At 54.4% G+C, this 25363-nt stretch carries 22 protein-coding genes and 1 tRNA gene; 13 read left to right on the forward strand and 10 right to left on the reverse strand.

Annotation, left to right across the window (positions count from 1 at the left end; translation table 11 throughout):
• Positions 1-88: 88 nt before the first annotated feature.
• Complete coding sequence (locus NSS64_RS03070; protein ID WP_076086516.1) at positions 89-394, reverse strand: hypothetical protein; 306 nt, start codon at positions 392-394, stop codon at positions 89-91.
• 192 nt (positions 395-586) lie between these two features.
• Between NSS64_RS03070 and NSS64_RS03075 the strand changes: the two genes are divergently transcribed.
• On the forward strand, positions 587-964 hold the full coding sequence (locus NSS64_RS03075) for a hypothetical protein (RefSeq protein WP_340994205.1): 378 nt from the start codon (positions 587-589) through the stop codon (positions 962-964).
• A 470-nt stretch (positions 965-1434) separates the two neighbouring features.
• On the opposite strand, the gene NSS64_RS03080 is transcribed toward NSS64_RS03075, so the two are convergent.
• The 4 genes from NSS64_RS03080 to NSS64_RS03095 form a co-directional block, all read right to left on the reverse strand.
• Positions 1435-4779, reverse strand: a complete 3345-nt coding sequence (locus NSS64_RS03080; protein ID WP_341139173.1) for a DEAD/DEAH box helicase — start codon at positions 4777-4779, stop codon at positions 1435-1437.
• Between the two features lie 66 nt (positions 4780-4845).
• Positions 4846-5532: a TetR/AcrR family transcriptional regulator gene (locus NSS64_RS03085; protein ID WP_341139174.1), complete on the reverse strand. Its 687-nt coding sequence runs from the start codon at positions 5530-5532 to the stop codon at positions 4846-4848.
• 57 nt (positions 5533-5589) lie between these two features.
• On the reverse strand, positions 5590-6627 hold the full coding sequence (locus tag NSS64_RS03090) for an ABC transporter permease (protein WP_341139175.1): 1038 nt from the start codon (positions 6625-6627) through the stop codon (positions 5590-5592).
• Positions 6624-7355: an ABC transporter ATP-binding protein gene (locus tag NSS64_RS03095; RefSeq protein ID WP_341139176.1), complete on the reverse strand. Its 732-nt coding sequence runs from the start codon at positions 7353-7355 to the stop codon at positions 6624-6626. The genes NSS64_RS03090 and NSS64_RS03095 overlap by 4 nt, the downstream gene beginning before the upstream one ends.
• Positions 7356-7539: 184 nt before the next feature.
• Here NSS64_RS03095 and NSS64_RS03100 point away from each other — a divergent pair, with 184 nt between their 5' ends.
• The 7 genes from NSS64_RS03100 (at position 7540) to NSS64_RS03130 (ending at position 13847) form a co-directional block, all read left to right on the forward strand.
• A complete protein-coding gene (locus tag NSS64_RS03100) occupies positions 7540-7983 on the forward strand; it encodes a hypothetical protein (RefSeq protein ID WP_341139177.1) in 444 nt (147 codons plus the stop codon).
• Positions 7984-8154: 171 nt separating this feature from the next.
• Positions 8155-9588, forward strand: coding sequence for a stalk domain-containing protein (locus tag NSS64_RS03105; RefSeq protein ID WP_341139178.1), 1434 nt, complete (start codon positions 8155-8157; stop codon positions 9586-9588).
• 44 nt (positions 9589-9632) lie between these two features.
• Positions 9633-10496, forward strand: coding sequence for a phosphate ABC transporter substrate-binding protein (locus tag NSS64_RS03110; RefSeq protein ID WP_340938545.1), 864 nt, complete (start codon positions 9633-9635; stop codon positions 10494-10496).
• A gap of 91 nt (positions 10497-10587) precedes the next feature.
• Positions 10588-11532, forward strand: a complete 945-nt coding sequence (gene pstC, locus NSS64_RS03115; RefSeq protein WP_341139179.1) for a phosphate ABC transporter permease subunit PstC — start codon at positions 10588-10590, stop codon at positions 11530-11532.
• Positions 11532-12413, forward strand: a complete 882-nt coding sequence (pstA, locus tag NSS64_RS03120; RefSeq protein ID WP_036726033.1) for a phosphate ABC transporter permease PstA — start codon at positions 11532-11534, stop codon at positions 12411-12413. Before pstC ends, pstA begins: the two co-directional genes overlap by 1 nt.
• Positions 12414-12661: 248 nt before the next feature.
• Positions 12662-13468 carry an RQC-minor-1 family DNA-binding protein gene (locus tag NSS64_RS03125; protein WP_341139180.1) on the forward strand — a complete coding sequence of 269 codons (807 nt, stop codon included), beginning with the start codon at positions 12662-12664 and terminating at the stop codon, positions 13466-13468.
• Positions 13461-13847, forward strand: coding sequence for a hypothetical protein (locus NSS64_RS03130; protein ID WP_341139181.1), 387 nt, complete (start codon positions 13461-13463; stop codon positions 13845-13847). Before NSS64_RS03125 ends, NSS64_RS03130 begins: the two co-directional genes overlap by 8 nt.
• 1317 nt (positions 13848-15164) lie before the next feature.
• On the opposite strand, the gene NSS64_RS03135 is transcribed toward NSS64_RS03130, so the two are convergent.
• A tRNA-Arg gene (locus NSS64_RS03135) sits at positions 15165-15238 on the reverse strand.
• 153 nt (positions 15239-15391) lie between these two features.
• Here NSS64_RS03135 and NSS64_RS03140 point away from each other — a divergent pair.
• The 5 genes from NSS64_RS03140 (at position 15392) to ispG (ending at position 21178) form a co-directional block, all read left to right on the forward strand.
• Positions 15392-16321, forward strand: coding sequence for a hypothetical protein (locus tag NSS64_RS03140; protein ID WP_341139182.1), 930 nt, complete (start codon positions 15392-15394; stop codon positions 16319-16321).
• 95 nt (positions 16322-16416) lie between these two features.
• Positions 16417-17760 carry a trigger factor gene (tig, locus tag NSS64_RS03145; RefSeq protein ID WP_340938558.1) on the forward strand — a complete coding sequence of 448 codons (1344 nt, stop codon included), beginning with the start codon at positions 16417-16419 and terminating at the stop codon, positions 17758-17760.
• Positions 17761-18042: 282 nt separating this feature from the next.
• Positions 18043-18633, forward strand: coding sequence for an ATP-dependent Clp endopeptidase proteolytic subunit ClpP (clpP, locus tag NSS64_RS03150; RefSeq protein WP_340752026.1), 591 nt, complete (start codon positions 18043-18045; stop codon positions 18631-18633).
• 12 nt (positions 18634-18645) lie between these two features.
• Positions 18646-19902 (forward strand): ATP-dependent Clp protease ATP-binding subunit ClpX, encoded by a 1257-nt coding sequence (gene clpX / locus NSS64_RS03155; RefSeq protein ID WP_036697574.1) that lies wholly within the window; start codon positions 18646-18648, stop codon positions 19900-19902.
• Positions 19903-20032: 130 nt separating this feature from the next.
• Entirely contained in the window at positions 20033-21178 is a 1146-nt protein-coding gene (gene ispG, locus NSS64_RS03160; RefSeq protein WP_209877026.1) for a flavodoxin-dependent (E)-4-hydroxy-3-methylbut-2-enyl-diphosphate synthase, read from the forward strand.
• Positions 21179-21285: 107 nt separating this feature from the next.
• Here the strand turns inward: ispG and NSS64_RS03165 are convergent, their stop codons facing one another.
• The 4 genes from NSS64_RS03165 to NSS64_RS03180 are packed head-to-tail and all read right to left on the reverse strand — an operon-like array spanning position 21286 to position 25335.
• Complete coding sequence (locus NSS64_RS03165) at positions 21286-22386, reverse strand: GerAB/ArcD/ProY family transporter (protein WP_341139183.1); 1101 nt, start codon at positions 22384-22386, stop codon at positions 21286-21288.
• Positions 22387-22418: 32 nt separating this feature from the next.
• Positions 22419-22628, reverse strand: coding sequence for a hypothetical protein (locus NSS64_RS03170; RefSeq protein WP_341139184.1), 210 nt, complete (start codon positions 22626-22628; stop codon positions 22419-22421).
• A complete protein-coding gene (locus NSS64_RS03175; protein ID WP_341139185.1) occupies positions 22625-23830 on the reverse strand; it encodes a Ger(x)C family spore germination protein in 1206 nt (401 codons plus the stop codon). Before NSS64_RS03175 ends, NSS64_RS03170 begins: the two co-directional genes overlap by 4 nt.
• 41 nt (positions 23831-23871) lie before the next feature.
• Positions 23872-25335: a spore germination protein gene (locus tag NSS64_RS03180; RefSeq protein WP_341139186.1), complete on the reverse strand. Its 1464-nt coding sequence runs from the start codon at positions 25333-25335 to the stop codon at positions 23872-23874.
• Between the last annotated feature and the right edge of the window lie 28 nt (positions 25336-25363).

Consider the following 25363-nt stretch of genomic DNA (forward strand, 5'->3'; position numbering starts at 1 on the left):
TACAATGACCAGCAGAATTCCGCCGGCAAACCCTTCTCCGTCAAAACTGTCCATAGCCTTGTACCTCACTTTCACTTTTCGCATGTGTTCATGTGTTTTCGGCTTTCTTTTTTAGAGCGGCCATGATCTCGTTCAGCGTCAGGCTGCTGTTGTCATCGAGGAAGCTGACCAGCTTATCGACGTTGTCACTACTTAGCTCGCTTAAGGTTTTATATTTGCCTACCAGACTGACGAACATCGACGCGTCCGTGTACATCTGGATAGAGTCTACTTTCAGCTTGCCGGTCAACAGAAGGGCAGCTACGGCAAATTCAAGCCCCTTAGGTGTCTGGGTTTTGGAGCTGGACGGTGTTTTTTTGGCGGCGGGCTTCTTTCCTTTTCCAGGAGGGGGCATGGGACTCCCTTCTTCCGTTCGGCGTTCGTATGAAGAAAGCGCAGCCCATGGGCGGTCTTTCCTTATTCAAGGATATGCGTGCCTGCGGTCATTGGTGAATAGGCTCAGGCCTGTGTCCACACCGTTATAGAAAAGTCCGAATATGAATATATCGTACTTTGACACTAGAACTTCAAGGGAGGACGAGACAGGATGGCGATTTTGTCAACAGGACCGATAGAGAACAATGCCGTTTCGGGAGTCAGACCTACGCAGACGGTGACGGTAAGAATTGTCAAGAACAGTGCCTCAGGCAGCTCAACCGTCAGTATTCAGGGGTATGTGCTGAGCAACACAAGAACGCTGTATGTCAGTGAGGTGATTGCGCTTGCTCCGAATCAAGTGGTAACTCGGGATTATTTTGCCGATCTGAATGCCTATGAATTTGTGTTCTTAACCGATGAACCAGACGACGTGGATGAGATCGGAATATCCGTGTGGGGCAAGACATCAACCGGCCAGCTGGTGAATGCACACCGTGTGGTGACGCATGAGAAATTAAGCTCAGAGGTATTAAGCTCAGACTTATAGAGTGGTAGGGTAATGATCCGGACTTCCCGGTTGTAAAATGAAACAGGGACCTTGCAGAGCTGCTCGCTCAGAAGGTCCCTGTTTATATTGTGAATAGAGCAGAGCGGACTATACCAGATCGCAAGCCTCGGCAGGCATCCAATGCCTTCCCTACTGTATACCGGACTTGCCGGATGCATCCAAACCGGGTTTCGCTTCAGGTTCTTGTCCCGTCTTCAAAGCACGCATTTTGCTGGTAATTGTATTCTGTGCAATAGAAACTGTACTTTTGGACGCAAAAAACCATTCTACTGCATTTCATACATTTGATTTTTGAATTTCTGCTCGGAAACAGCAGATACGTAAAAATCTAGTGTACAAAGTGCAACAGATCGGATTTCTCAGCCGATATGGCCTTATTCTAGTGTACAAAATGCAGCAGAACAGCAGAAAATCTCCCAGGCCGGGTCTGGTAACAACTCGCAGATGCCTCAGATCGAGAGAATTTCACGTATATCCTGCTCGCTGAGGCTCGACAACGCCTCCTGCCCCGGCTGGATCACCTCGTCAATCAGGTTTTTCTTTTTCTGCTGCAGCTCGTACATTTTATCCTCCACCGTACCCTGGGCTACCAGGCGGATGACCTGGACGATCTTTTTCTGCCCGATCCGGTGGGCGCGGTCGGCGGCCTGCTGTTCGACAGCAGGGTTCCACCACAGGTCATAGAGAATGACCGTATCGGCGCCGGTCAGGTTGAGGCCGGTGCCGCCCGCCTTCAGCGAGATCAGGAACAGGTCGCGCTCGCCTTCATTGAAGCGGCTGCACAGCTCAACCCGCTGGGAGGCCGGGGTCTGTCCGTCGAGATAGAAATGCGGAATCCCCAGCAGCGCCAGTTCACGACTGATCATGCCAAGCATTTGCGTGAACTGCGAGAAGATCAGCATCCGCTTGCCGGAGCTGCGGCATTCGTCGATAATCTCCAGGAGCTGCTCGAATTTACCGGAGCCGCCTGTGTACCCGTCCACGAACAGGGCGGGATGACAGCACAGCTGGCGCAGCCGGGTCAGTCCGGCCAGCACCTTGAGCCGGCCGTTCCCGAAGCTGTCGCTGTCCAGATGCTTAAGCGCTTCTTTGCGCAATCTGGCCAGGTAGGCGACATAGAGCCTTTTCTGCTCCGGCAGCAGCTCGGAGGCCTGGAGGGACTCGATTTTGTCCGGCAGCTCCTTCAGCACATCGCTCTTCAGGCGGCGCAGCAGGAAGGGGCGGGCGCGCCTGGCGACCGTCTCCCGGGGAAGGTCATGGAAAGCCTTCTTCCCGGGGAACAGGCCGGGGAAAACGACGCTGAAGATCGACCACAGATCCTCCAGCGCATTCTCCACCGGTGTTCCGGTCAGCGCAAACCGGTAGCGGGCCTGGAGCAATCTGACCGCCTGCGAAGTCTGGGTCTCATGATTCTTAATCATCTGCGCTTCATCCAGAATGAGCGTATGGAACGACCGCTTGGCATACTCATCCACATCTCTGCGCAGCAGCGGGTACGAGGTGATGATGACATCATGCCCGGCCGTGTTCCGCAGGGCCCGGCTGCGTTCACCGGCGGTGCCGTCGGCAATGACCGCCTGAAGCTCCGGGGCAAAGCGCTTCAGCTCGTTAAGCCAGTTATAGAGCAGGGAGGCCGGCGCCACAATGAGCGCAGGCACGCCGCTCTGCCGGATGTCTTCCCGCATCGAGAGCAGGAAGGTGATGCTCTGTAGTGTTTTGCCAAGGCCCATATCGTCCGCCAGAATCCCGCCGAAGCGGTAATGGGCCAGCGTCCTCATCCACTGGAAGCCGTATTGCTGATAATCCCGCAGCACGGGAGCCAGACTCTCCGGCACCGGGAAGTCCAGATTCTCGGGACTCGCCATGTTGGCCAGCAGCCGCCGGAAGGAGCGCCCGGTCTGGATGGTCTGCCCCTGGACGGTGCCTGCATGGAGATGGAGGGCACGGACCAGCGGCAGGGAGAACTCCGTACTTCGGATATCCACGCTGCGGACGCCCAGCTCGTTCATCAGCGCGATAATCTCCTGGAACTCTGCGGTATCCAGCGGGAGCAGGGCTCCGTCCTTGAGCCGGTGATATTTACGTTTTTCCTGGAGAGATTTCAGGACCTCTGTAATGTCCTTCTCCGTGATGCCCTCCATGGCGAACTTGAAGTCCAGCCAGTCCGTCTTCTCGTTCCAGCTCAGGCTGACCTTGGGCGCTGCATGCTCCGTAAGCACCCGCTGCTTGACCGCAGTGGTCGCATAGACCTGAAGCAGCGGTTCCAAGAGCGGGATGGTATGGTGCAGGAAGTCGAATTCCCCGTCCTCGTCACGCATGATATATCCGCTCTCCGTCCGCGAGAAGGACTCGTGGGCCATCAGGTCCAGAATCCGCCGTTCCGCTTCCCCGTCCCGCATCAGTATGACCTCGCTGCTCCGCTCATGCGCCTTCTCCTCCAGCGGATTGATGACGATCCCGCCGTACTGGAATTCCAGTACGGCCAGCAGCCGGTCCCGCACCCGGTCCAGGTAGAGTCTGGCGTGTAGCCGGGTCTGGACGATCCGGTCCGCGATGGCGTCGGCAATGCTTACCCGGCCAAGCTTCTTCAGTCCGGGAATGACCGTCTCCATGAAGGGCTCCATCTGCTCAGGTGCAATCGCCAGGCTATCCCGCCGGCTGCCGCTGAGCATCCGCTTCAGCTCGGAGAGACGCCCGCATTCCTGCGCCGGGAGCTTCAGCAGCCTGCCTTCGGTCAAGACCAGCCCGTAGCTCTCCAGTATCGTAAGCTGCTCAAGCCCCCGGACGTCCAGCCGGTAGCCTTCCTCCTGTGCTTGATCGAATTGGAAGCTGAGCGGCAGCGGCTCCTCCGAGAGGGACAATCGGTCCAGCAGAAGCTGTCCATGCTGAAGGCGTACGGCAGGTGCTGCTTCTAGCAGGGGGTACAGACTCTCCCAGAAAAAAGGGGCCACCGGCAGCAGCCGGTCATTCCCCAGAGTGTTGGAGCGGGTGGCATACGGATCGTTGAGTCTGTTGTAGACCTTCTCATTCTGCATGATCTCAATCAGCTTCAGCAGGACCTCATTATCTTCCTTGGAGAAGCTGTGCAGGGCGGGATCATAGCTGAAGTGCGCTGTGAATTGAAAAGGCTCACCCCGGTGAACCTGCTCCAGAAAAGGTCTGATCTTCTGCGCGATATAGAGGCGCTTAGGACCCAGCTTCACTTCGATTCCAAGCATCGTGCTGCTGTAGCCGATGTTGAAGGGCCGGCAGATGAACTCGACCTGGAGCGGTGTCCGCAGGTCGATATACGTGCCTGCACCGCTTGGCAGCTGCCGCCCGCCGGTGAATATTCCGAGCATGCTGCTCACCAGCTGCCGGTCTCCGCTGCGCTCCCTGTGCTCTGCCCCCGAGGGGCCGGAGCGGCCTTGCCCCAGCGGCGGACTGCCAGCCTTTGCGGGATAAGCCTCCCCCGCATCTGCCTGCATATCCTCAGCCTGTTCAACTCCGGCCGCCCGGCTGCGGTAGAGGACCGCCACCAGCGCCGCTGCAATATGCTTGCAGAAGGGGCCGCCGTGAACATAAGCAGGGCAGGTGCATTCCCCTTGCACATCCCCGTCGCTGTCGATAATTAGCGCTATCTCATAGCTCTCCAAGCCATGAACCTCAGCGCGGTATTTGGAATATTCGTCTTCCTCGTTATGCTCCGTATAGACAAGATCCACCTTATGGGCATGATAATAAGCCGCTCCCTGGTCAAAAGCGGCATTGCCGCACAGCAGCTTGATTACCCGTTCCGGCACCTGATAACCCACCGTATACTCACTTCCTTTTATTGCTTCTATCTAAGCCACCCCCACGGGGGATATCGTACTTAAAGATTATCCATTCCCGCCGATCCCGTGCAGAATGAAGCTTATTGTCTGTTCAATCTCTGCCTCATCATTCCAGTCCTGCTCCGGCATCAGCACCAGCCGGGTCAGCAGGTATCCGGCAATCGCGGAGATGGTAAAGCGGATAATCGCAGGAGTGGGCGCATCAATCACTTCACCTTTCGCCTTGAAATGCTCGGTAATTGCAGTGACACGCGCCAGAACCTGCTCGAAGATATTCTCGGTCAGCTGCTCCTTCAGCGCAGGCTGGAAGGGGATCTCCTGAATGAGAATTTTGACGATTTTCAGATTCCTGCGGACGAACTCCAGCCGGTTCACCATGAAGGCCTTAAGGAAGGCTTCGTAGCTCTCGAACGGCACATCCAGCACACCGCTGAAGTTGCGCAGCACGAACGGGGCGATCATCCGGCTCATGGTGGGCACAACGATGGCGAGCAGCAGATCTTTTTTGGTACGGTAATAACGGAAGATCGTGCCTTCGGCCACGCCGGCCTTCTGGGCAATCTCACTGGTGGCGGCCGCCGAGAATCCCTTCTCTGCAAAAACATCAATCGCCGCCCGCAGAATGGACAGCTGCTTGGGCGTGACCTGCTCCTTCTCGCTGAGGTCCAGCAGCTCCTGAATCCACTGGTCTTGCTCCAGCTGCCCCTGATCGGCAGCAGGGTTATTCTCCATCAATAGAACCTCCAGACTCTTGCAGTTCCTCCTAGTGTACCATAGCCTGTTCTCCCTTTACATGCGTCGGTGCTTGCGCAGCGCCAGCACATTCAGCACCATGAACAGCAGGGAGAAGCCGGCCAGCACGAGCACATCCGGGGCGATGTCGGTCCAGCCTTTGCCGCGCAGCATGATGTCCATCAGCGCCTGAGCGCCGTAATAGATGGGGGTGGCGAGTCCAATGCGCTGGAGCCAGAGCGGCAGGGTATCCAGCGGAAATAATCCGCTGAGGAAGATCTGCGGCACAATGACCAGGGGGATGAACTGGATCATCTGCAGCTCATTGGCGGCGAACGCCGAGAGCAAGGTGCCGAGCGTCAGCGCCGACATCGACAGCAGCAGCGTCATCAGCAGCACGTAGCCGAAGCTGCCTGTCATCATAATTCCCAGCACCTGGATCGAGAACCAGGAGATCAGCAGAGCCTGGAAGACGGTGAAGATGCCGAAGCCGCAGACATACCCGATCACGATCTCCCATCGCTTAAGCGGGGTGGAGAGCAGACGCTCCAGCGTGCCCGTGGTCCGTTCCCGCAGGAAGGAGACACCGGCAATCAGGAAGACAAAAAAGAAGACGAACACTCCGATCATAATCGGGCCGAAGCGGTCGATCGTCTTCATATCCTCCGCGCCGTAGAGGTAGCTGATCTGCGGCTGGAGCTGTCCGCCGCCCGGAGCTGGCGGCCGGAGGCTCTGGGCAGCTTCCTGGAGCGCCATGATCACAGCACGGTTAGCCGCCGGATTGCTGCCTTCAAGGACAACAGCCGGAGCGTCTCCCTTCATTGTAAGGAGAGCATCGATGTCTCCCGCCTTCAGGGCGGCATGCCCGGATGCTTCATCCGCATAGCTAGTAACCTCAGCCTGCTGGGCTTCCAGCGCTGAACTGAACCTTGCCGCACCTTCCGAGACGCCGATCCTAGGCTCATAGGCATCGCTGCCGAATACCAGGCTCATCAGGCTAAGCACCAGCAGGGGAGCGATGAACATGAGCGCCATGGTTCTCCGGTCATGAATGAACTGCTGCAGAATTCTCAGGGTAATGGCCCGGATTCTCATCGGCGTACACCTCCATAGCAGAGGAAGGCTTCTTCAATGCTGGCGGTGCCGGTAGCCTCAAGCAGTCCGGCCGGAGTATCAGCCGCCAGCAGCACGCCGTCCCGGATCATCGCCAGCCGGTCACATTTCTCCGCCTCATCCATCACATGAGTGGTCAGCACAATCGTTGTTCCCTTGCGGTTCAGCGCCTTCAGCTCCTTCCAGATGGACTGGCGCAGCACCGGATCGATGCCGACGGTCGGTTCATCCAGCAGGAGCAGCGGCGGCTCGTGCAGCAGGGCAATCGCCAGGGACAGCCGGCGCTTCATGCCGCCGGAATATTGGTCCACCCGCCTCCGCAGATGCTCCTGCAGGTTCACCAGTTCCATCACATCCCCGATCCGCCGCGTGCGGTTGCCGCCCTTCAGTCCATAGAGCGCGGCGAAGAACTCCAGATTCTCCTTGGCGCTAAGCTCGGTATACAAGGCATCCGACTGGGCCATATATCCGATTTGCTGGAGCATGGCAAGCTTCGGCATCCGCACCCCCAGCACGGTGACCTCACCGGAGGTTACCTCGTCTATACCTGTAAGCAGCTTGACCAGCGTGGTTTTGCCGGAGCCGGATGGCCCCAGAATCCCGAAGGTCTCTGCCTGATTCACCTGAAGCGTAATATCCTTCAACACCGTTTTATTACCAAAAGCCCGGTTCACATGAGTAACCGCAATGACAGGTTTCCCCTCATCCATACCAATCTCCTCCATCCACCATAATAATGAGTGAGCGCTCACTCATTATACTAATGATTCTCTGCTCAAAAGTAAATAAAATTGTAAGGATTATCCGTTACTCCCACCCCTCATCCGGGTAATAAAAGGGACATCCTATGGTTACCGGCATCCTGAAACCCAATTCACTAAAGGCGGTGGAATTATGGCAGGACATAAGCTGCTCCTTCCTCTGGCAGCTGTGCTGGCTGCGGCTGGACTTAGCGGCTGCGGCGGTGCGGACAAGTCTGGCAGTGGCGGACGGTTTCATACCTTGGCAGACGAGAAGACGGAGGCAAGGCAATATTTGCCGGAGGATCTGCCGATTCCCGAAGGGGCAGGTATTACTTTTACCCAAGGTGAACAGTCAGAGGGGAAGAAATCCTCTATGCTGATCTATCAGACGAAGGAGAGCATGGCCGCTCTTGGAACTACATATCAGAAGTATGTAAGAGAGAAGGAGCTGGAACTCGGTACAGAGCTTGTCGACAGCCATAACCTGCTGATTAACGGCAAAGTGAACGGCTCATATTCGTATTCTATTATTGGCAGTCCCTCGGAATCAGAGCGCGGCGGGAATGAGATTATCGTGACGTGGATTGTGAATTAACACAGGATTTACAATAGGCCGGTCCGGGAGGGTTCCCGGGCGGGTCTTCTTTGGTTTGGGCTTGTAATTATTTTTACAGTTAATATTTCCATAACATTCCTGCGCAACAGAATTGACACTCGTAGACGAAAATAACATTAGCAGTTACCTATAGGAAAAGGGTGAATCTAATTGAAGAATAGTAAATGGATCGGCGCGGCTCTGGCTTCTGCACTTCTCGTAACAGGGGGAGCTGTTAGTGTTCTGGCCACAAGCAGCCAAGTAAGTGCTGCAGCTGTGAAAACAGCAGCCGTAGAGGGCAGCATGTCCTGGAGCATCAACGGTACGCCGGTTACACTCAGCACCATTAACAGCGGCGGATACAAGCTCTATTCCTTGAGCCAGGTAGCCGCAGAGCTGGGAGCAGGACTTGTGCACGGCAGCAGCGGAATCCAGCTGAATGACAGCAAAGGTCTACATAGTGTGCAGCTCCAGCCTGGCGTGAAAAGCTATCAGGTGGATGGCGAAACCCTGGAATTCACAGTGGCCCCGGTTGTACGTAACAGCAAAACGTATGTGGAGCTGACGAAGCTGGTTACGGCGCTTGGCGGTGAGCTTGCGGCCGATACCCATACGATTCTGAGCTTTGCCCGGCCCGCCGGTTCATTCGATACTCTTCACTGGAGCGCTGACGGCGGCCTGATTGCGAACAGAAACGACGCTGAATCCACCCTGCTCTATAAATTCACCCAGACTCCAGGCAACTATGATCTGTTCTCTTCCAGCGATGGCGCGGTGGATTTCGCAGTCTCCGCCGACCAGCAATGGGGCGCATTCAGCGATGAGACCGGCCAGCTGAAGCTGATCAACCTGTCCACCGGCTTAATCAGTCCGCTCGGCAAGGACACCAGCGTGAAGACAGATATCGTGTGGTCCAGTGACGGCAAGACGCTCTATTTCGTCCAGGGCGACAAGCAGGAGAAGCTGGCACAGATTTCAGTAGAGACCGGAGAGATCAAGGCTCTGCTTGAGGATAAAGTGGAGAACAAATCGGAGCTTCGCATATCGGCAGACGGCAAAAGTGCAGTGTACATCGTCAACATCACCGGTACCGCGAAGAATGATGCCGACAGCACAGAAGATTCACTTACTGTAGACTTCAGCAAGGCCGGAGAACAGCTCTATAAGCTGGATCTTACGACCAAAGGTGCTAAGCCGGCAGCCTTGACTACTACGCCTGACAACAAGCTGTATCCTGAGATTCTGGCAGACGGCAGCGTGACCTACCTGAGTGCAGATGCAGACGGCAATGCGGCTAACACACTGAAGCTGATTGCAGCAGACGGTAAAAGCACAGATGTTGCCCTCGGTGCAGAGGTGAACTGGTCCATAGGGGTTAGCACGGGTCTTGTGGTCTCCGGGACTACAGCGGACGGCAGCACGGTAATCTACTCTATTGCAGGCAGTGCAGCTCCAGTTGAACTGTACCGGACAGCTGAAGATGTATCGGAAGTGGCGGTATCGGCAGACGGCAGCAAGCTGGCTATTATCAGCGACGGCAAGGTACTGGTCATTCAGAACGGCAAAGCGCTGCAATTGTCAGTCTCACCGGAAGCTGCTAATTAATTACAACATTTATCGGCGCACACCGCCGGGAGGAGAATTCAGACATGAAGATGTTCAAAAAATTCACAGTTACAGCACTTACCGCGGTGATCGCGGTTACCGCATCCTTTGCAGGGGTAGCCGCAGCAGCGGACAGCCTCAAAGGTAAAATCACCGTTAACGGTTCTACGGCCCTGCTTCCGCTGACGCTGCAGGCCGCTAAGGAATTCCAGAAGCTGCACCCTAAAGTGAAGATCGCCGCTTCCGGCAAAGGCTCCGTGACCGGGCCTCAGGCCGTGAAGAAGGGGATAGCCGATATCGGAGCCTGTGACTGGGATGCCAGCATTGATGTTCCGGGCTTCAAGGCCTTTGACGGACAGGTGGCGAACAAGGTCGCGGTGATTCCTTTTGCAACCATTGTTAATAAGAATGTCGGAGTCGACAACCTGACTACAGAGCAGCTTAAAGGCATCTACGCCGGTAAAATCACGAACTGGAAAGAGGTCGGCGGATCGGACGCGAATATCGTAGTGATCACCCGTGCCTTCGGCTCCGGTACGCGCGTTAACTATCAGGCCAAGGCGCTGGGCGGCGGAGATATCGTGAAGAAAGAGAAGAACTACAAGGAAACCGGCTCCAGCGGCGACATGAAAACAGCTGTAGGTACAACGCCTAACGCTATCGGCTACATCGACCTTGTATATGTAACCGGCAATGATATCAAGGCTGTAAAGTTCAATGGTGTGGAAGCTACTACGGATAACGTGATCAACGGCTCGTACAAGATCTGGGCCTACGGCTACTACATGACGAAGGGCCAGCCGACCGGCGCGACCAAAGAATTCATCGAATATGTACAGAGCAAGAAGTTCCAGCAGGGCTCGCTTAAGAAGCTTAAGTTCATTCCAATCTCTGCGATGCAATCCTAAGATCACTCAAGACAAGCAAGCCTAATAGATGGATAGGTAACAGCGGCCAGCTCCGGGAACTACGGGGTTGGCCTCTTACAGGAGGGAAAGTATGGGGGCACCGGTTCATGGCCTGACAGCAAAGACACAGACAAGCCTAGAGGAAGTTAAACGTAACACCAAGCGGCACCGCAGACATCTAATGGGCAACAGCATCTCCCGTTATTATTTTTTATTCAGCATCCTTGCGCTCTGTCTTGTGCTGGGACTAGTGATTGTATTCATCGGCAAAACGGCGCTGCTGCTCTTCACCCGCATCTCCCCGCAGGATTTCTTCTTCTCGTTCAACTGGACGCCGGAAGAGGAGGCCTTCGGCGCCGCCGCCTTCATCGTAAATACATTGTCGCTTACCGCGCTGACCCTGGTCATCGCCGTGCCCATCTCGGTCGGGATGGCTGTGCTCTGTGCGGAGATTGCCCCGAATTGGCTGAAGAGCTTCATCCGTCCGGTGCTTGATCTGCTGGTCGGTATTCCTTCTATTGTATACGGCTATCTGGGCTTGACCGTGCTGCTGCCCTTCCTGCGCAGAGTCAGCGGAGAAGGTCTCGGGGACGGACTGCTTGCCGCCGCACTCGTGCTGGCATTGATGGTGCTGCCGACCATCTGCCGGATCAGCGATGATGCGATTGTGGCTGTTCCGCGCAAATACCGTGACGCTGCCTATGCGCTCGGCTCGACCCGGCTTCAGGTCATTATGCGCGTCGTTCTGCCCGCTGCCAGCCGGGGCATTATCTCGGCGGTCATTCTTGGCATGACCCGCGCAGTCGGGGAGACCATGGCGGTGGTGATGGTCATCGGCAATACGCCGCAGCTGGCGAAGAGCCTGTTCGCACCCACCTCGGTGCTGACCAGTAATATCGTGATGCAGATCTCCAACGTGGAGTTCGACTCCACCTGGAACTATTCCTTGCATATGATGGCCTTCCTGCTGCTGCTGATCTCGTTTGTACTGATTCTGATTATCCGGCTCCTGGGCCGCAAACGGAGGGATGCCTGATGAACGGGTTCACGCGCACACGCCATACGGCCAGAGCCCAGCGGCGTAATAAACTGGCGACCATCGGCTTCTATACGCTGGGCGTTCTGGTCATGCTGCTGATCTTCTGGCTGCTGTTCACCATTCTAAGCAAAGGCTTGCCTTCGCTCAGACCGGACTTCCTGCTCAAGCAGCCGGAGGAGATCGATCCCGGCGGCGGGATTGGTCCCGTGCTGTTCAATTCCTTCTATATCCTATTCATCTCCCTCCTGATCTCCGTTCCGATCGGGATCGGGGCAGGGATCTATATGGCGGAGTACGCGCCGGATAATGCCTTCACGGGCGCGCTGCGCATCTGCGTGGAATCCCTGTCCTCGGTGCCGTCCATCGTGTTCGGCCTCCTGGGCCTGGCGATCTTTGCCGAGTACTTCGGTGTTGGCTTAACGATTCTCGGCGGGGGCGTCAGCCTGGCGCTGCTGAATCTGCCGATGCTGGCCCGCGTCACGGAGGAAGCAGTGCGCGCGGTCCCAGGCGAGATCCGTGAAGCCGGCTATGCCCTCGGCATGACCAAGTTCCATGTCATCCGCAAGGTCGTCGTGCCGGTAGCCCTTCCGGCCATCGTCACCGGCGTCTGCCTGGTGGCCGGCCGCGCCTTCGGGGAATCGGCGGTCATTATCCTGACCGCCGGGCTCAGCACCTCCGGCGAGATGTGGGATTTCAACCTGTTCTCGCCGGGCGAGACCCTGGCTGTACATCTGTGGTACGTGCAGTCCGAGGCCATTGTCGAGGATGCGCGGCAAATCGCGGATAAGTCTGCCGCCGTGCTGGTCTTTGTCGTGCTGCTGATCAACTTCATGTTCCGCTTCCCGCTGTGGCTGGGCAACCGCCGCCGGGGACGCTGAGAGGGATACGGATGCGCGGATTCACGCTATCGCTATAACCCTGTAAGAACAGGCTGCTCTGCTATGGACAATCCATGGCGGGCAGCCTGTTTGCTGTGTAATGGAGGGAGCTTCGGAGTGCTCAGGGAAGGGCTGTAATTCACCCTGAATTTCCTGTTTCCGGGTCTGGATATGTTATAATTCGGCTATAAAATAAGTGCAGGCTGGACTAGCCTGTGCCCATGATAAGGACAAGGAGGAAGAACTCTGTGAGTACGCAGAAGAAGAGCCGCCGTAAGCCGAAGCGGAAGCAGACGACCGCGTATCCATTAAATACACCGCTGCCGAGACCGGAGCTGCTTGCCATTCTGCAGGCAGCTGATGAGATTATCGGTGCAGGAGGGCGTACGCTTTTGGCCAAGATCCTGAAGGGCTCGAAGGAGAAGAAGCTGCTCGAGCTCGACTTGGATGACACACCCGCCTATGGCTTCTACCGCGAACTGACGATGGAGCAGATCATGGAGAAGGTGGACGTCCTTATAGAGGCCGGGTACCTGAAGACCGAGCTGTCCGGGAAGCTTCCCATGATCGAATTCACTGTCTACGGCTGGACTGTCCGGCGGGAGCGGGCGGCGGAAGAGCTGCTGCGGGAGTGGGAGAACTGGCTGGACCAAGGGATCACGCCGGTCAGTATGGAGTATTTGAAGGACCGGAACCGGGGGATGATTCTGATGTTCCTGTTCAAAATCCTGTGTTCCTGTGACCGGAAATACATTCCTTTTTTACAGCAATGGGAGCCCATAGAGTTCAGGAAGGTACGGGCTGAGATCCGGCAGGTAATAGCAGAACTGAATGAGCGTGAACGGCTCGGGGAGATGGAGTGGCATGAGCTGCTGCGTGAACGTGCGCAATCGCTGATTGTACGTTCGCGAGATCCCGTTATACTTATGTGTCAGGAATGCGACGGTCCGTTTGTGTTCGATCACCTTGATTTTAGCTGCTACCGGGCAGATGGCATTTACTTCCCGGAGAAGTGCGGGCGTTGCAGGAATACGGAGGACGGCATGCATGAATAGGCAGGAATTGAACAAGAAAGTGGGCGAAATTGTTAAGAAGCTCATTGCAGGAAAGGGCGTTGTCGCTCCGTTGGAAGTCTTCCTCAGACTTGGAGCAGTCAGTCCTGAACAGGTAGAAGAGTGGCGTCTGGGCAAAGTTCCTTATCTGGAACGGGTCCTTCGCGGCAATCTGTCGCAGTTCAACTTCATCCTCTCACTGATCCGTCAGAAGGCACGGGAGCATGAACTGAAGCCATCTCACACCGTTTATATGAAGTGGGGCAAGGGCCCCAAGCGTCCGCTTCGCTTCTCCAAGACCGGAGATCCAACGATGGAACAGCGTTATTCGACACATTATGTAATAACAAGCTCTGCGGACAGGCATGATCCGCTTGAATAAGGGATCTCCAGTCTGCGAAATGTGCGCAGGGTTCGTGCAGGGTTCGCTGTTACTCCGGCATCCTCCCCAGGTAGCCGGTTCAACGTGGACAACAAAGTGAACGAATAGAATGTAGCCACCAGCTGAGCTATGCGGACTGAGGGTACGCTATTCGCCGAAAAAACCAACTTTTTGTTCTTAAACGGACTCAGAGGACGTTAAACTGTGCATTCGAGCAGGAAGTGCGGAGAAACAGGTTACTTAACGGCCTCTGAGTCCGCATGACCCTGCGGACAGGCGTGATCCGCCGGAATAAGGAATCTCCAGTCCGCATAGTACGTGCACGGTTCGCTGTTACTCCGGCATCCTCACCAGGTAGCCGGTTCAATGTGCACGACAAAGTGAACGAATAGAATGTAGCCACCAGCTGAGCTATGCGGACTGAGGGTACGCTATTCGTCGAAAAAACCAACTTTTTGTTCTTAAACGGACTCAGAGGACGTTAAACTGTGCATTCGAGCAGGAAGTGCGGAGAAACAGGTTACTTAACGGCCTCTGAGTCCGCATGACCCTGCGGACAGCGTGATCCGCCGGAATAAGGGATCTCCAGTCCGCATAGTACGTGCAGGATTCCCTTCCTCCACTACTAAAGAGTGAGGGAGGGTCTGTGAAGGTCATTTCCCGCTCAAACAGCGGAGAGGACGGAACGATTGTGGAAAAGCGATAGCGGTCGCCTTTGTCTCCGGATTTTTACCGATTAGGGAAATAAATAAAATCTGGAGACAACAGCGATTGTAACAACGGTCCGTTCGCGCAGCGTTCACCCAAGTGCCAAAGTACATCCCGCTCAAAACTAAGACTCCCCCCGGACGACAAAACAGCCCTCCTGAAGGAAGGTTGTTGTTTTGACGTCCCGGAAGGGATACAGCCCATACGGGCTGATTGCGAAGTAGTGCTAACGAAGCTGATGCTCCAACGTCCCCGGCTGTCGCCATGGGTTCTCATCCCCCGGACGACAAAACAGCCCTCCCGAAGGAAGGCTGTTGTTTTGACGTCCCGGAAGGGATACAGCCCATACGGGCTGATTGCGAAGTAGTGCTAACGAAGCATATGCTCCAACGTCCCCGGCTGGCGCCAAGGGTTCTCATCCCCCGGACGACAAAACAGCCCTCCCGAAGGAAGGCTGTTGTTTTGACGTCCCGGAAGGGATACAGCCCATACGGGCTGATTGCGAAGTAGTGCTATCGAAGCGTATGCTCCAACGTCCCCGGCTGGCGCCAAGGGTTCTCATCCCCCGGACGACAAAACAGCCCTCCTGAAGGAAGGCTGTTGTTTTGACGTCCCGGAAGGGATTCGAACCCCCGACCGTGCGCTTAGAAGGCGCATGCTCTATCCAACTGAGCTACCGGGACATGAACACTGACTGAAAAGCAAGCAAAAATTATGTTATCATACATAGTTAACTTTTTCAACTTGTTTTTTTGAAACCGTGCAGGGATATGTTATAATCTACAATTGATTAAGGTTCAGAAGCGATTACAGTTCGGAGAAAAGGAGGTGCCCTCATGAATCAATTCAATTCCCCCGCCAAAGAGAACATCGTGCTGTTTCCCAAGACCCTGGATTACTACCAGATTCAGCTCACAGTTATGCTGGAGAATGAACGTTACGGGGAAGCGATGGAGCTGCTGCGTTTTTTGCTGCAGTGCCAGGGACAGGAAGAGCGGCACTACGAGGAATGGCGGTCGCTGCTGGATTGGCTGGCGGCAGCCTTCCCCCACGCGGCGCAGGGCGGTGACGGGGAAGGTGCCACGGATGCGGAGGAGATGGATCTGGGGGAAGAGGACATGGCCCGGATTCTGGCCAGATCGAAGCTGGAGGAGGACGCGGAGTACCCGGATAAGCTGCTGAAGCGGGTGATGAACGAACCGTTGTCTGAAGCGACGGTGCTGGCGCTGGAGCAGCTCTCCTACCTGGAGGGGAGCGGGGTGGATGAAGCGCTGACCGGCTGGCTACAGCAGGCCGAGGTGCATCCGCTGCTGCAATTCCGCACGCTGCAGACGCTGCGGCGCAGAGGAGCTCAGGGGGCAATCAGGCTGAGCCGGGGCCATGAGGCCGCTGAGGTGGAGATCGAGACCGTGCCGCTGCACAGCGACGAGTTCCCGCCGCAGATCAGCCAGGTGCTGGAACGGGTGGCGGAGCAGGCGGAGGTGCATGAGCCGACGCTGTATTATTTTGCCCAGGAGCTGTGGGGGCAGTTTGTCATGTCCATCTACGGGACGGGGGATTACCGCAAGCTGTTGGACGGGGAGTATTCGCAGCTGGATATTTGGGCGGGGGCCCTGCACCAGATGGTGTCGGAGAGCCTGAACGGGAACCGCAAAGAAGAGGAAACACGGGGGATGTACGGCATCACCGATAGCATGCGCTTCCAATTTGAGGGGGCCTACCGTTCGCTCAGGGGATTCGTGAAGAGTTCTCTACTTGATAAATAAAGTAATGTTGTATATAATATAGTGGTTATTCTGTGCGTGAAATGTTGGACTATTTAAGTAAACATGTAACCTATTTTTGGAGGGAAAAGTATATTATGAAAGCAACTTGGGAAAAGATAGAGAAGAACCTCGGAGTTCTTGAAGTCGAAGTAGAAGCAGATCGCGTAGCTGCAGCACTCGACAAAGCCTTTAATAAAGTGGTAAAGAAAGCAAACGTACCTGGATTCCGTAAAGGTAAAGTACCGCGGCCGATTTTTGAATCCCGTTTCGGTGTTGAAAGCCTGTATCAGGATGCGATCGACATTCTTCTTCCTGAAGCTTACGGCGAAGCCGTTGAACAGACTGACATCTTCCCTGTAGACCGTCCTGAAGTGGACATCGAGCAATTCGCCAAGGGCCAGCCGTTCATCTTCAAAGCGAAGATCACAGTTAAGCCGGAAGTGAAGCTGGGCGAGTACAAAGGTCTGGAAGTTCCAGTACAGAAGGCAGAAGTCACTGACGAAGAGCTGAATGCTGAACTGAAGCGTCTGCAAGAGCGTCACGCTGAGCTTGTTGTCATCGAAGAAGGAGCAGCAGCGAACGGCGACATCACAGTAATTGATTTTGACGGTTCCGTTGACGGCGTTCCATTCGAAGGCGGACAGGCTGAGCGTCATTCCCTGGAGCTGGGCAGCAATTCCTTCATTCCAGGATTCGAAGAGCAGGTAGTGGGCATGTCCACTGGAGACTTCAAGGATGTTGAAGTAACCTTCCCTGAGACTTACCACGCTGCTGAACTGGCAGGCAAAGCTGCTGTATTCAAAGTGAAGCTGCACGAAATCAAGCGCAAACAGCTTCCTGAGCTGGATGATGAATTCGCCAAGGATGTTAGTGAATTCGACACTCTGGAGGAATACAAGGCAGATCTGAAGGCACAGCTCGAATCCCGCAAGCAGGAAGAACTGAAGAGCGTTCGTGAATCCGCAGTAGTTGACGCAGCAGCAGCAAATGCTGAAGTGGAAATTCCTGAGGCCATGATCGCCAGCGAAGTAGAGAACATGGTTCGTGACTTCGATACCCGTCTCCGCCAGCAGGGCATGAACATGGATATGTTCCTCAGCTTCTCGGGCCAGACTCGTGAAGACCTGCAGGAACAAATGAAGGGCGATGCTGAGAAGCGCGTTCGTAACAACCTTGTTCTGGAAGTTATTGCCAAGGAAGAGAAGATCGAAGTGTCGGAAGAAGAAGTTACGCAAGAGCTGGCTACGATGGCTGAAGCTTACAAGCGTACTCCTGAAGAAATCCGCAGCATTCTGGCAGCCAACGGTTCCCTGAGCAGTCTGAACGATGAGATCTCCCTGCGCAAGACCATCGAATTCCTCGTTAGCAACAGCGTGGAAGTTGAAGCTCCGGCAGCACCTGCAGAAGAAGCGGCAGCAGAAGAAGCAAAGGCTGAGTAAGCTTCAATCCTTTACCTAGAACGGCTATCCATTAGCCTCCATAGAGATTTGATAAGGCACGTAAGTTTTTGTTACGTGCCTTATTTTTATCGGGGGCCGGGCGTTTAGTAGTACATATCATGAACCCTTCAATTGGCATTGTCCGTGGAATTGCGTTATAATGGCATGCACATGAACAATGCGGTTTAGGGAGCCAGTGAATAAATGACATCCCGCTTTGAACGTGTTAAAATATTTCTGAAACGGAAAGACTAATCTGTATAGAGAAAAGAGGTTGGTGGCATGAGTCTGGTACCAATGGTTGTGGAAACGACAAGCCGGGGAGAACGCTCATACGATATCTATTCCAGATTGCTCAAGGATCGCATCATCTTCCTGAGCAGTGCGATTGACGATGATGTCGCCAATCTGGTTATTGCGCAGTTGCTGTTCCTGGCAGCAGATGACCCCGAAAAAGACATTCACTTGTACCTCAACTCGCCCGGTGGTTCTGTGACAGCCGGCATGGGTATATATGATACGATGCAATATATCAAACCGGATGTTTCAACGATTTGCGTAGGGATGGCCGCCAGTATGGGATCATTGCTCCTGACAGCCGGAGCGCCCGGCAAGCGATATGCGCTGACCAACAGCGAGGTTATGATTCATCAGCCGCTCGGCGGCGTTCAGGGGCAGGCGTCCGACATCTGGATTCATACCGACTGGATTCTCAAGACGAGACAGAAGCTGAATCAGATTTATGTAGAGCGCACAGGTCAGCCCCTTGACAAAATCGAACGGGATACAGACCGCGATAACTTCATGAGCGCGGAAGAAGCGAAGGAATACGGGCTCATTGACCAAGTACTCTCTTCACCGATCATATCTTAAAGGGGTGGTAAGATGTTTAAATTTAATGATGAAAAAGGACAATTGAAATGTTCCTTTTGCGGCAAATCACAAGAGCAGGTTCGTAAGCTCGTAGCGGGACCTGGTGTTTATATATGTGACGAATGCATCGAGCTGTGCACAGAGATTGTGGAAGAGGAGCTTGGCCACGAGGAAGAGCTGGATATGAAGGATATTCCGAAGCCGAAGGAAATCCGTGATATTCTGGATCAATACGTGATCGGCCAGGAGCAAGCGAAGAAATCGCTCTCCGTCGCTGTATACAATCACTACAAGCGTGTCAACAGCCAGAGCAAGATTGAAGATGTGGAGCTGACGAAGAGCAACATTCTGCTGCTCGGACCTACAGGCTCCGGTAAGACCCTGCTGGCGCAGACGATGGCGAAGATCATCAACGTGCCTTTTGCCATTGCAGATGCCACTTCCCTTACGGAAGCCGGTTATGTCGGTGAAGACGTTGAGAATATTCTCCTGAAGCTGATTCAAGCGGCTGATTATGATGTGGAGAAAGCCGAACGCGGCATTATCTATATAGACGAAATTGACAAGGTAGCGCGTAAATCCGAGAACCCGTCCATTACCCGTGACGTATCCGGTGAAGGCGTTCAGCAGGCGCTGCTGAAGATTCTGGAAGGTACGGTTGCTTCGGTTCCGCCGCAAGGGGGACGCAAGCATCCGCATCAGGAATTCATCCAGATCGATACTACGAACATTCTGTTCATCGTGGGCGGTGCCTTCGACGGCCTGGAGCAGATGATCAAGCGCCGTATCGGCAAAAAAGTCATCGGCTTCAACGCTGCGGTTGAAGGACAGAAGGACCTCAAGGCCGGTGAATACCTGTCCATGGTATTGCCTGAGGATCTGCTGAAGTTCGGTCTTATCCCAGAGTTCGTCGGCCGTCTGCCGGTAATCTCGACCTTGGAGCCGCTTGATGAGAGCACCCTGGTACGTATTCTCTCCGAGCCTAAGAATGCGCTCGTGAAGCAGTATGTGAAGCTGCTGGAGATGGATAATGTAGCACTGAAGTTCGAGCCGCTTGCCCTTGAAGCAATTGCCAAGGAAGCGATCAAGCGCAACACCGGTGCCCGTGGACTGCGTGCCATCATCGAGAGCATTATGCTTGATGTGATGTACGAGGTGCCTTCACGTGATGACATTAAGGATTGTGTCATTACCGAGCAGGTTGTTAAGGAGAAGTCCCTGCCGGAGCTTAGTCTCAAGAAGGATAAGAAAAAAGAAGAAAGCGCGTAAGCCAGGCTTAAATAACCAGGCCTGATGCGGCTTAACAATACAGCTCAGGGTCTCCACTTTCTCCCGCACACCCCGCATGACCTGCGGGGGCGGAGAGGGTGGAGCTTTGATCGTTATGGGGGAGAAAACCATGTTCCTGAGACACCAGACCCGTCCCGTCAATGTTGGCGGAGTGATTATCGGGGGTAACAACGAGGTTGCCATCCAAAGCATGTGTACGACCAAGACCGCTGATGTGGAGGCAACCGTGGCCGAGATTCTGCGGCTGGAGGAAGCCGGCTGTCAGCTCGTGCGGGTAACGGTCAACAATGAAGAAGCGGCAGCAGCGATTAAGGAAATCAAAAAGCAGATTCATATCCCGCTCGTAGCGGATATTCATTTCAATTACAAGCTGGCCCTGCTGGCGATTGAGAACGGCATCGACAAGGTGCGGATCAATCCCGGCAATATCGGACGCCGTGATAAGGTGGAAGCTGTCGTTAAGGCCTGTAAGGAGAAGGGAATACCGATCCGTATCGGGGTTAACGCCGGTTCACTGGAGAATCACCTGCTGGAGAAATACGGTTATCCTACACCGGAGGCGATGGTTGAGAGTGCCTTGTACCATATCGGCATTCTGGAGGAGCTGGACTTCCACGATATTATCGTATCGCTGAAGGCGTCCGATGTGCCAATGGCCATCGAAGCCTACCGCAAGGCAGCGGAGGTCATTCCTTATCCGCTGCATCTGGGGATTACCGAGTCCGGTACTCTGTTCGCCGGAACAGTGAAGAGCTCCGCCGGGATCGGCGCGCTGCTCTCCATGGGCATCGGCAGTACAGTGCGGATCTCCCTGAGTGCTGATCCGGTGGAGGAAGTGAAGGTAGCGCGAGAACTGCTGAAGACCTTCGGTCTGATCTCGAATGCGGCAACTCTGATCTCCTGCCCGACCTGCGGACGCCTGGATATTGACCTCTTCTCGATTGCGAACGAAGTGGAGGAGTACATCTCCAAGCTGAAGGTGCCGATTAAGGTGTCAGTCCTCGGCTGTGCGGTGAATGGTCCGGGGGAAGCCAGAGAAGCGGACATCGGCATCGCCGGTGCGCGCGGAGAAGGGCTGTTGTTCCGTTACGGCAAGATGATCCGCAAGGTGCCTGAGGCGGAGCTGGTCTCTGAGCTGAAGAAGGAGATTGACATTATTGTGGAGCATTTTGAGGCGACTGGCGAGATTCCCGGCCGCAGTCATGCCGGACTGGCTCCGGCCGCTGCGCTCAGCAATTCGGAGAACGGTAATTAACAGAACGCCCCGTTCGTCACGAACCCTGTCCTAATTATAATTATGTCCATGTACTTGAAGCGCCCTGCTGCAGAAGTCTGTTTGATCAGACGTTTGTGGCGGGGCGCTTATTTTGTGCGGAGCCGATGAATAGTTTTCTTCAGCAAAGTTAGCCCATAGAGCAGCAGCGGAAGAAGTACCAAGAATATAAACGCGAAATTCCCCCATACCTTTGCAATAATTTCATTGATATAAACGGTGTTGATATAGGTATTCCATGCGATGATGATGAACAATACAGCCAGGGGATAGATGAGATAGTCCTGCTTCCGCAGATGGAAGACGGATTGCAGCCCCTTCAGAATGGAGAAGTAGAGCAACGAGATTTTGATGAAAAAGGTCAGTACCCAAATGGTAATCAGAATGCCCTCGACCCGCTGTAAAATATTTCCGATATTAATCGTCTTGGCCAGAGCATAGGCGGGAAAGGTGCTGTTCTCCGTCTGTTCAATCCCAAGAATGAGCAAGCTGAGCAGCACAATGAGGCTAAGGACCATGCCGCCTGTGAACGTGCCCAGCAGAAAGGCCCGCTCCCCGCTTTTTGGCTTCCTGACGAGTGGCAGGAAGGTCATCAGCACGATGAGTTCCTGAAACACAGCGGATTGATAGCCGCCGAGGAGAACAGGAGGTAAGCCCCCTTCCAGGACCGGCTTGATATGATTCCATTCGATTTTGGGAATCAGGGCCAGCACCAGAATCAGGAACAGGAACAGCACCCAGGGGAATAATAATTCGCATACTCTGGCAAATACGACAATCCCTGATTTGACACTCACGACGGCAGCGATCAGGAAGATAATCTGGACCGCTTCAATCGGTGTTTCGGGCAGAATCTCACTGGTAATGAAGAAGCCCAGGTCGCCCAGCAGCGTGCCGGTGAGAATCAGGAAATAGAACAGATACAGTAGCGAGATGATCTTGCCAACCCATTTGCCGAAACCCGCTTCGAGTATTTCGTAGAGATCTCTGCCGGGATAAAGACGGGCAACTGCGAGATACAGGGTGACCATAATCAGATTAATCAGGAGGCTGCAAAGTGCAGCGATCCAGGCATCTTCTCTTGCGGTATGCGCCAGTCCGCTTGGGATGATCAGAATGGAGGTTCCGATGGTGAGTCCGAAGGTCATGATATAGAACTGCCGTAAGGAAATACCCGAATGATTCTTCACAGGGTGGTTCACTCCCTCTCATGAAAGTTATTTCAGGACAGAAGCTGCATGAGACTGCGTACCCAGTCGAGCGGCCTGAACTGAGGCAGGTCTGCCATGTCCAGTATGGTTGCCGCAACAGTAAGACTCCAGAGACTATAGAAGGCAGCTGCATCCCGCAGTGACCGTAGCCTAATTACAGCAGGTGTCTTCAGGATCAATACCAGTAACAGAAAGAACAGCAGTATCAGATTCCAATTCATTTTTCCTCTATCTCCTGTTTCAAGGGTTGGATGACCGAACCGATGCGCTGAATAACTATCTTGGAACGTACATTAACCTTGACGGTTCTGAAGCTGTCCTCCCAATGCTCGCGGTACGTTCGCCACAGACGGGGATACTTCCGGTGCAGGGCTTCACCGAAGCCGAAGATGTCAGCGCCGTATTTCTGCTGGACCTCCCGGATATTTTGCGTGAGGCTGAGGTCATAATTCTGCTCCAGATTCCTCTGAATGTCCTCGATACTGGCCGGATTATTCAGATTAAGCTTGCCTTGAATCGTGGTAAGATTGGCTTCTATATTTAGCTTTACCGTAAACTCAGGCTTGCCCTGTGTATCTAGCCGGACGTCCAGCTTGCTGTCTGAACGGGTTATTATGAAGCCTGCAAGCCCGCCTCCGGGAATGGATACATTGCTAACTGTGGAGTCTACCTCATCCAGGACATAGTTGACCGTTTTGCTGCCGGGCTCGTCCAGCCAGCCGACCAGCTTGTCCTTTTTGAATACTGCGATTCCCGCATGCTCTATTATGGTCTTCGGGCGGATCGTATCTACATTGTTCACGGACCCTCCATTCTGCCCGCCCCCATTCAGTTGCACACCGGACATCACCGGATTGGAGCCGCCGCGCTCAAGCTCGGTAATGAACTGCTGGAGGGTCACTTTCCCGGTAGCTGCCCATTTTTTATGCGAGACCAGAATAGAAGAATACAGGGAGTTCGCCGGAATATGCTCGAATGGAGTGATGATTTCCAGTATCTTGGAAGCCTTGGATTCCTTCGCTACCAGCAGGAAGAAATCGGTACGCAGCTCATGGTTGCGTGAGATGAAGTCCAGCACATCGCTGACTCCTCTGCGTGCCAAGGCCTCTCCGATGACTAACACGCGGATATGGGCCAGATACAGCATACGCGGAGTCATGCTCAGCATGCGCTGCAACGCATCGGGAACAGTTCTGCCAATGGTCTGATAGGTAACCACAGGCATCCCCCCGGATCTGCCGCCTTTCTGGTTGCCCGCCTCCCCGGGATTCATCACCTGAACGGTGACGGCATAGCCGCCCGGATCGAGATCAATGCCGAGCGCCATGACGAGAGCCAGATCATTCAGCTCTTTGCGGCTCCAGCATCCGGTGAGCAAGGTAAGGCTGATGATCAGAAGGATACACAGGAATTTTCTCCACATGGCCAGCAGTCCTTTCGTTGAAGAGAGTTCATGTCAACCTGCTAATTCTGCCCAAAATACTTCTTCATGGTGCGCCGGGATAAGCGGATGAACGTATCCTTCTGGCTCTGCCAGCGGATGGGGGCAAACGAGGTCATGTAAGGAATGCCCATAGATTCAAGGCTGCACAGATGCAATCCCAGAATAATTAAGGCAATAATGATTCCGAATAAACCGAAGGAGGCGGCAATGACCATCAGGACAAACCGCAGCATCCGCACGGAAATTCCCACATTGAAGGCAGGCAAGGCGAAATTGGCAATGGCTGTAATGGATACGACGATAACCATAGCCGCCGAGACGAGTCCTGCATCGACCGCCGCTTGACCAATCACCAGCGTTCCGACGATGGACACGGACTGGCCGATCGATTTGGGCAGACGGATGCCGGCCTCACGCAGAATCTCGAAGGTAATCTCCATGATGAAGGCTTCCAGGAAGGCCGGAAAAGGAATCCCCTCACGCTGTCCGATCAGACTGATCAGCAGAGTGGTAGGAATCATCTCCTGGTGGAAGGTAGTAATCGCTATATAGAAGGAGGGAGTCAGCAGGGCGATGGCAAAGCAGAAGAACCGGAGCATCCGGACCAGACTGGCAAAATCACTCCGCTGGTAATAATCCTCACTAGACTGGAAGAACTGCACCAATAGCGCCGGAACCACCAGGACAAACGGGGTACCCTCGACCAGAATGGCGATCCGGCCTTCCAGCAGTGCAGAGGCGGTAGCATCCGGGCGTTCTGTATTATACACCGTCGGAAAGGGGCTGTAGCGCTGGTCCTGAATCATCTCTTCAACATAGTTACTCTCCAGCACACTGTCGAGCTTAGCGGCATCCAGCCGCCTGCGCAGCTCCTGCAGCACTTCGGGATCGGCATTGCCTTCAATATACATCACCGCGACATTGGTCTGGGTCTGCTCTCCAAGCTTCCGCTGTTCAATACGCAGCTTGGGGTTCTGGATACGCCGGCGGATCAGAGCCGTGTTCTCCCGCAGGGATTCGGTAAAGCCTTCACGCGGCCCTCTTACTACGGATTGGGAAACCGCGTCTTCCACTGAACGCTGCTTCAGCGCTTCTGTACCGGCAGACAACGCCTTCGTGCTTCCATCGATATAGATGACCGAGTTGCCGGCCAGCAGCTCCGTCTCTACCTCTGTATAATTAGTAATCCCTCCAACTTTGCCGAGGGAGATTGTTCTTTCCTGCAGCAGCTCCAGGCAGCGCTCCGGCTGCGGTTCACTGAACTCATTGAACCGGCCTTCGTCTTCTTGAATGGCCTCCATCAGAGCTTGCGGATCAGCCATTCCTTCAATATATACAACCACTACGGACGAGGGTCCGAGTGTAATGAATCTATAGATGATATCTGTACTTGTACCCAGACGGACTTGTATTCCCTCTATAAAAGCGGACAGAGAGTCCGGCAGTTTCTCCTGCGGCGAGCCTGCATTCTCCAGCTGTGTCATGTTCATTCGCCTCCTATCATCCCGTATA

The sequence above is a fragment of the Paenibacillus sp. FSL H8-0122 genome (assembly GCF_038005345.1).
Classification (GTDB): domain Bacteria; phylum Bacillota; class Bacilli; order Paenibacillales; family Paenibacillaceae; genus Paenibacillus_AQ.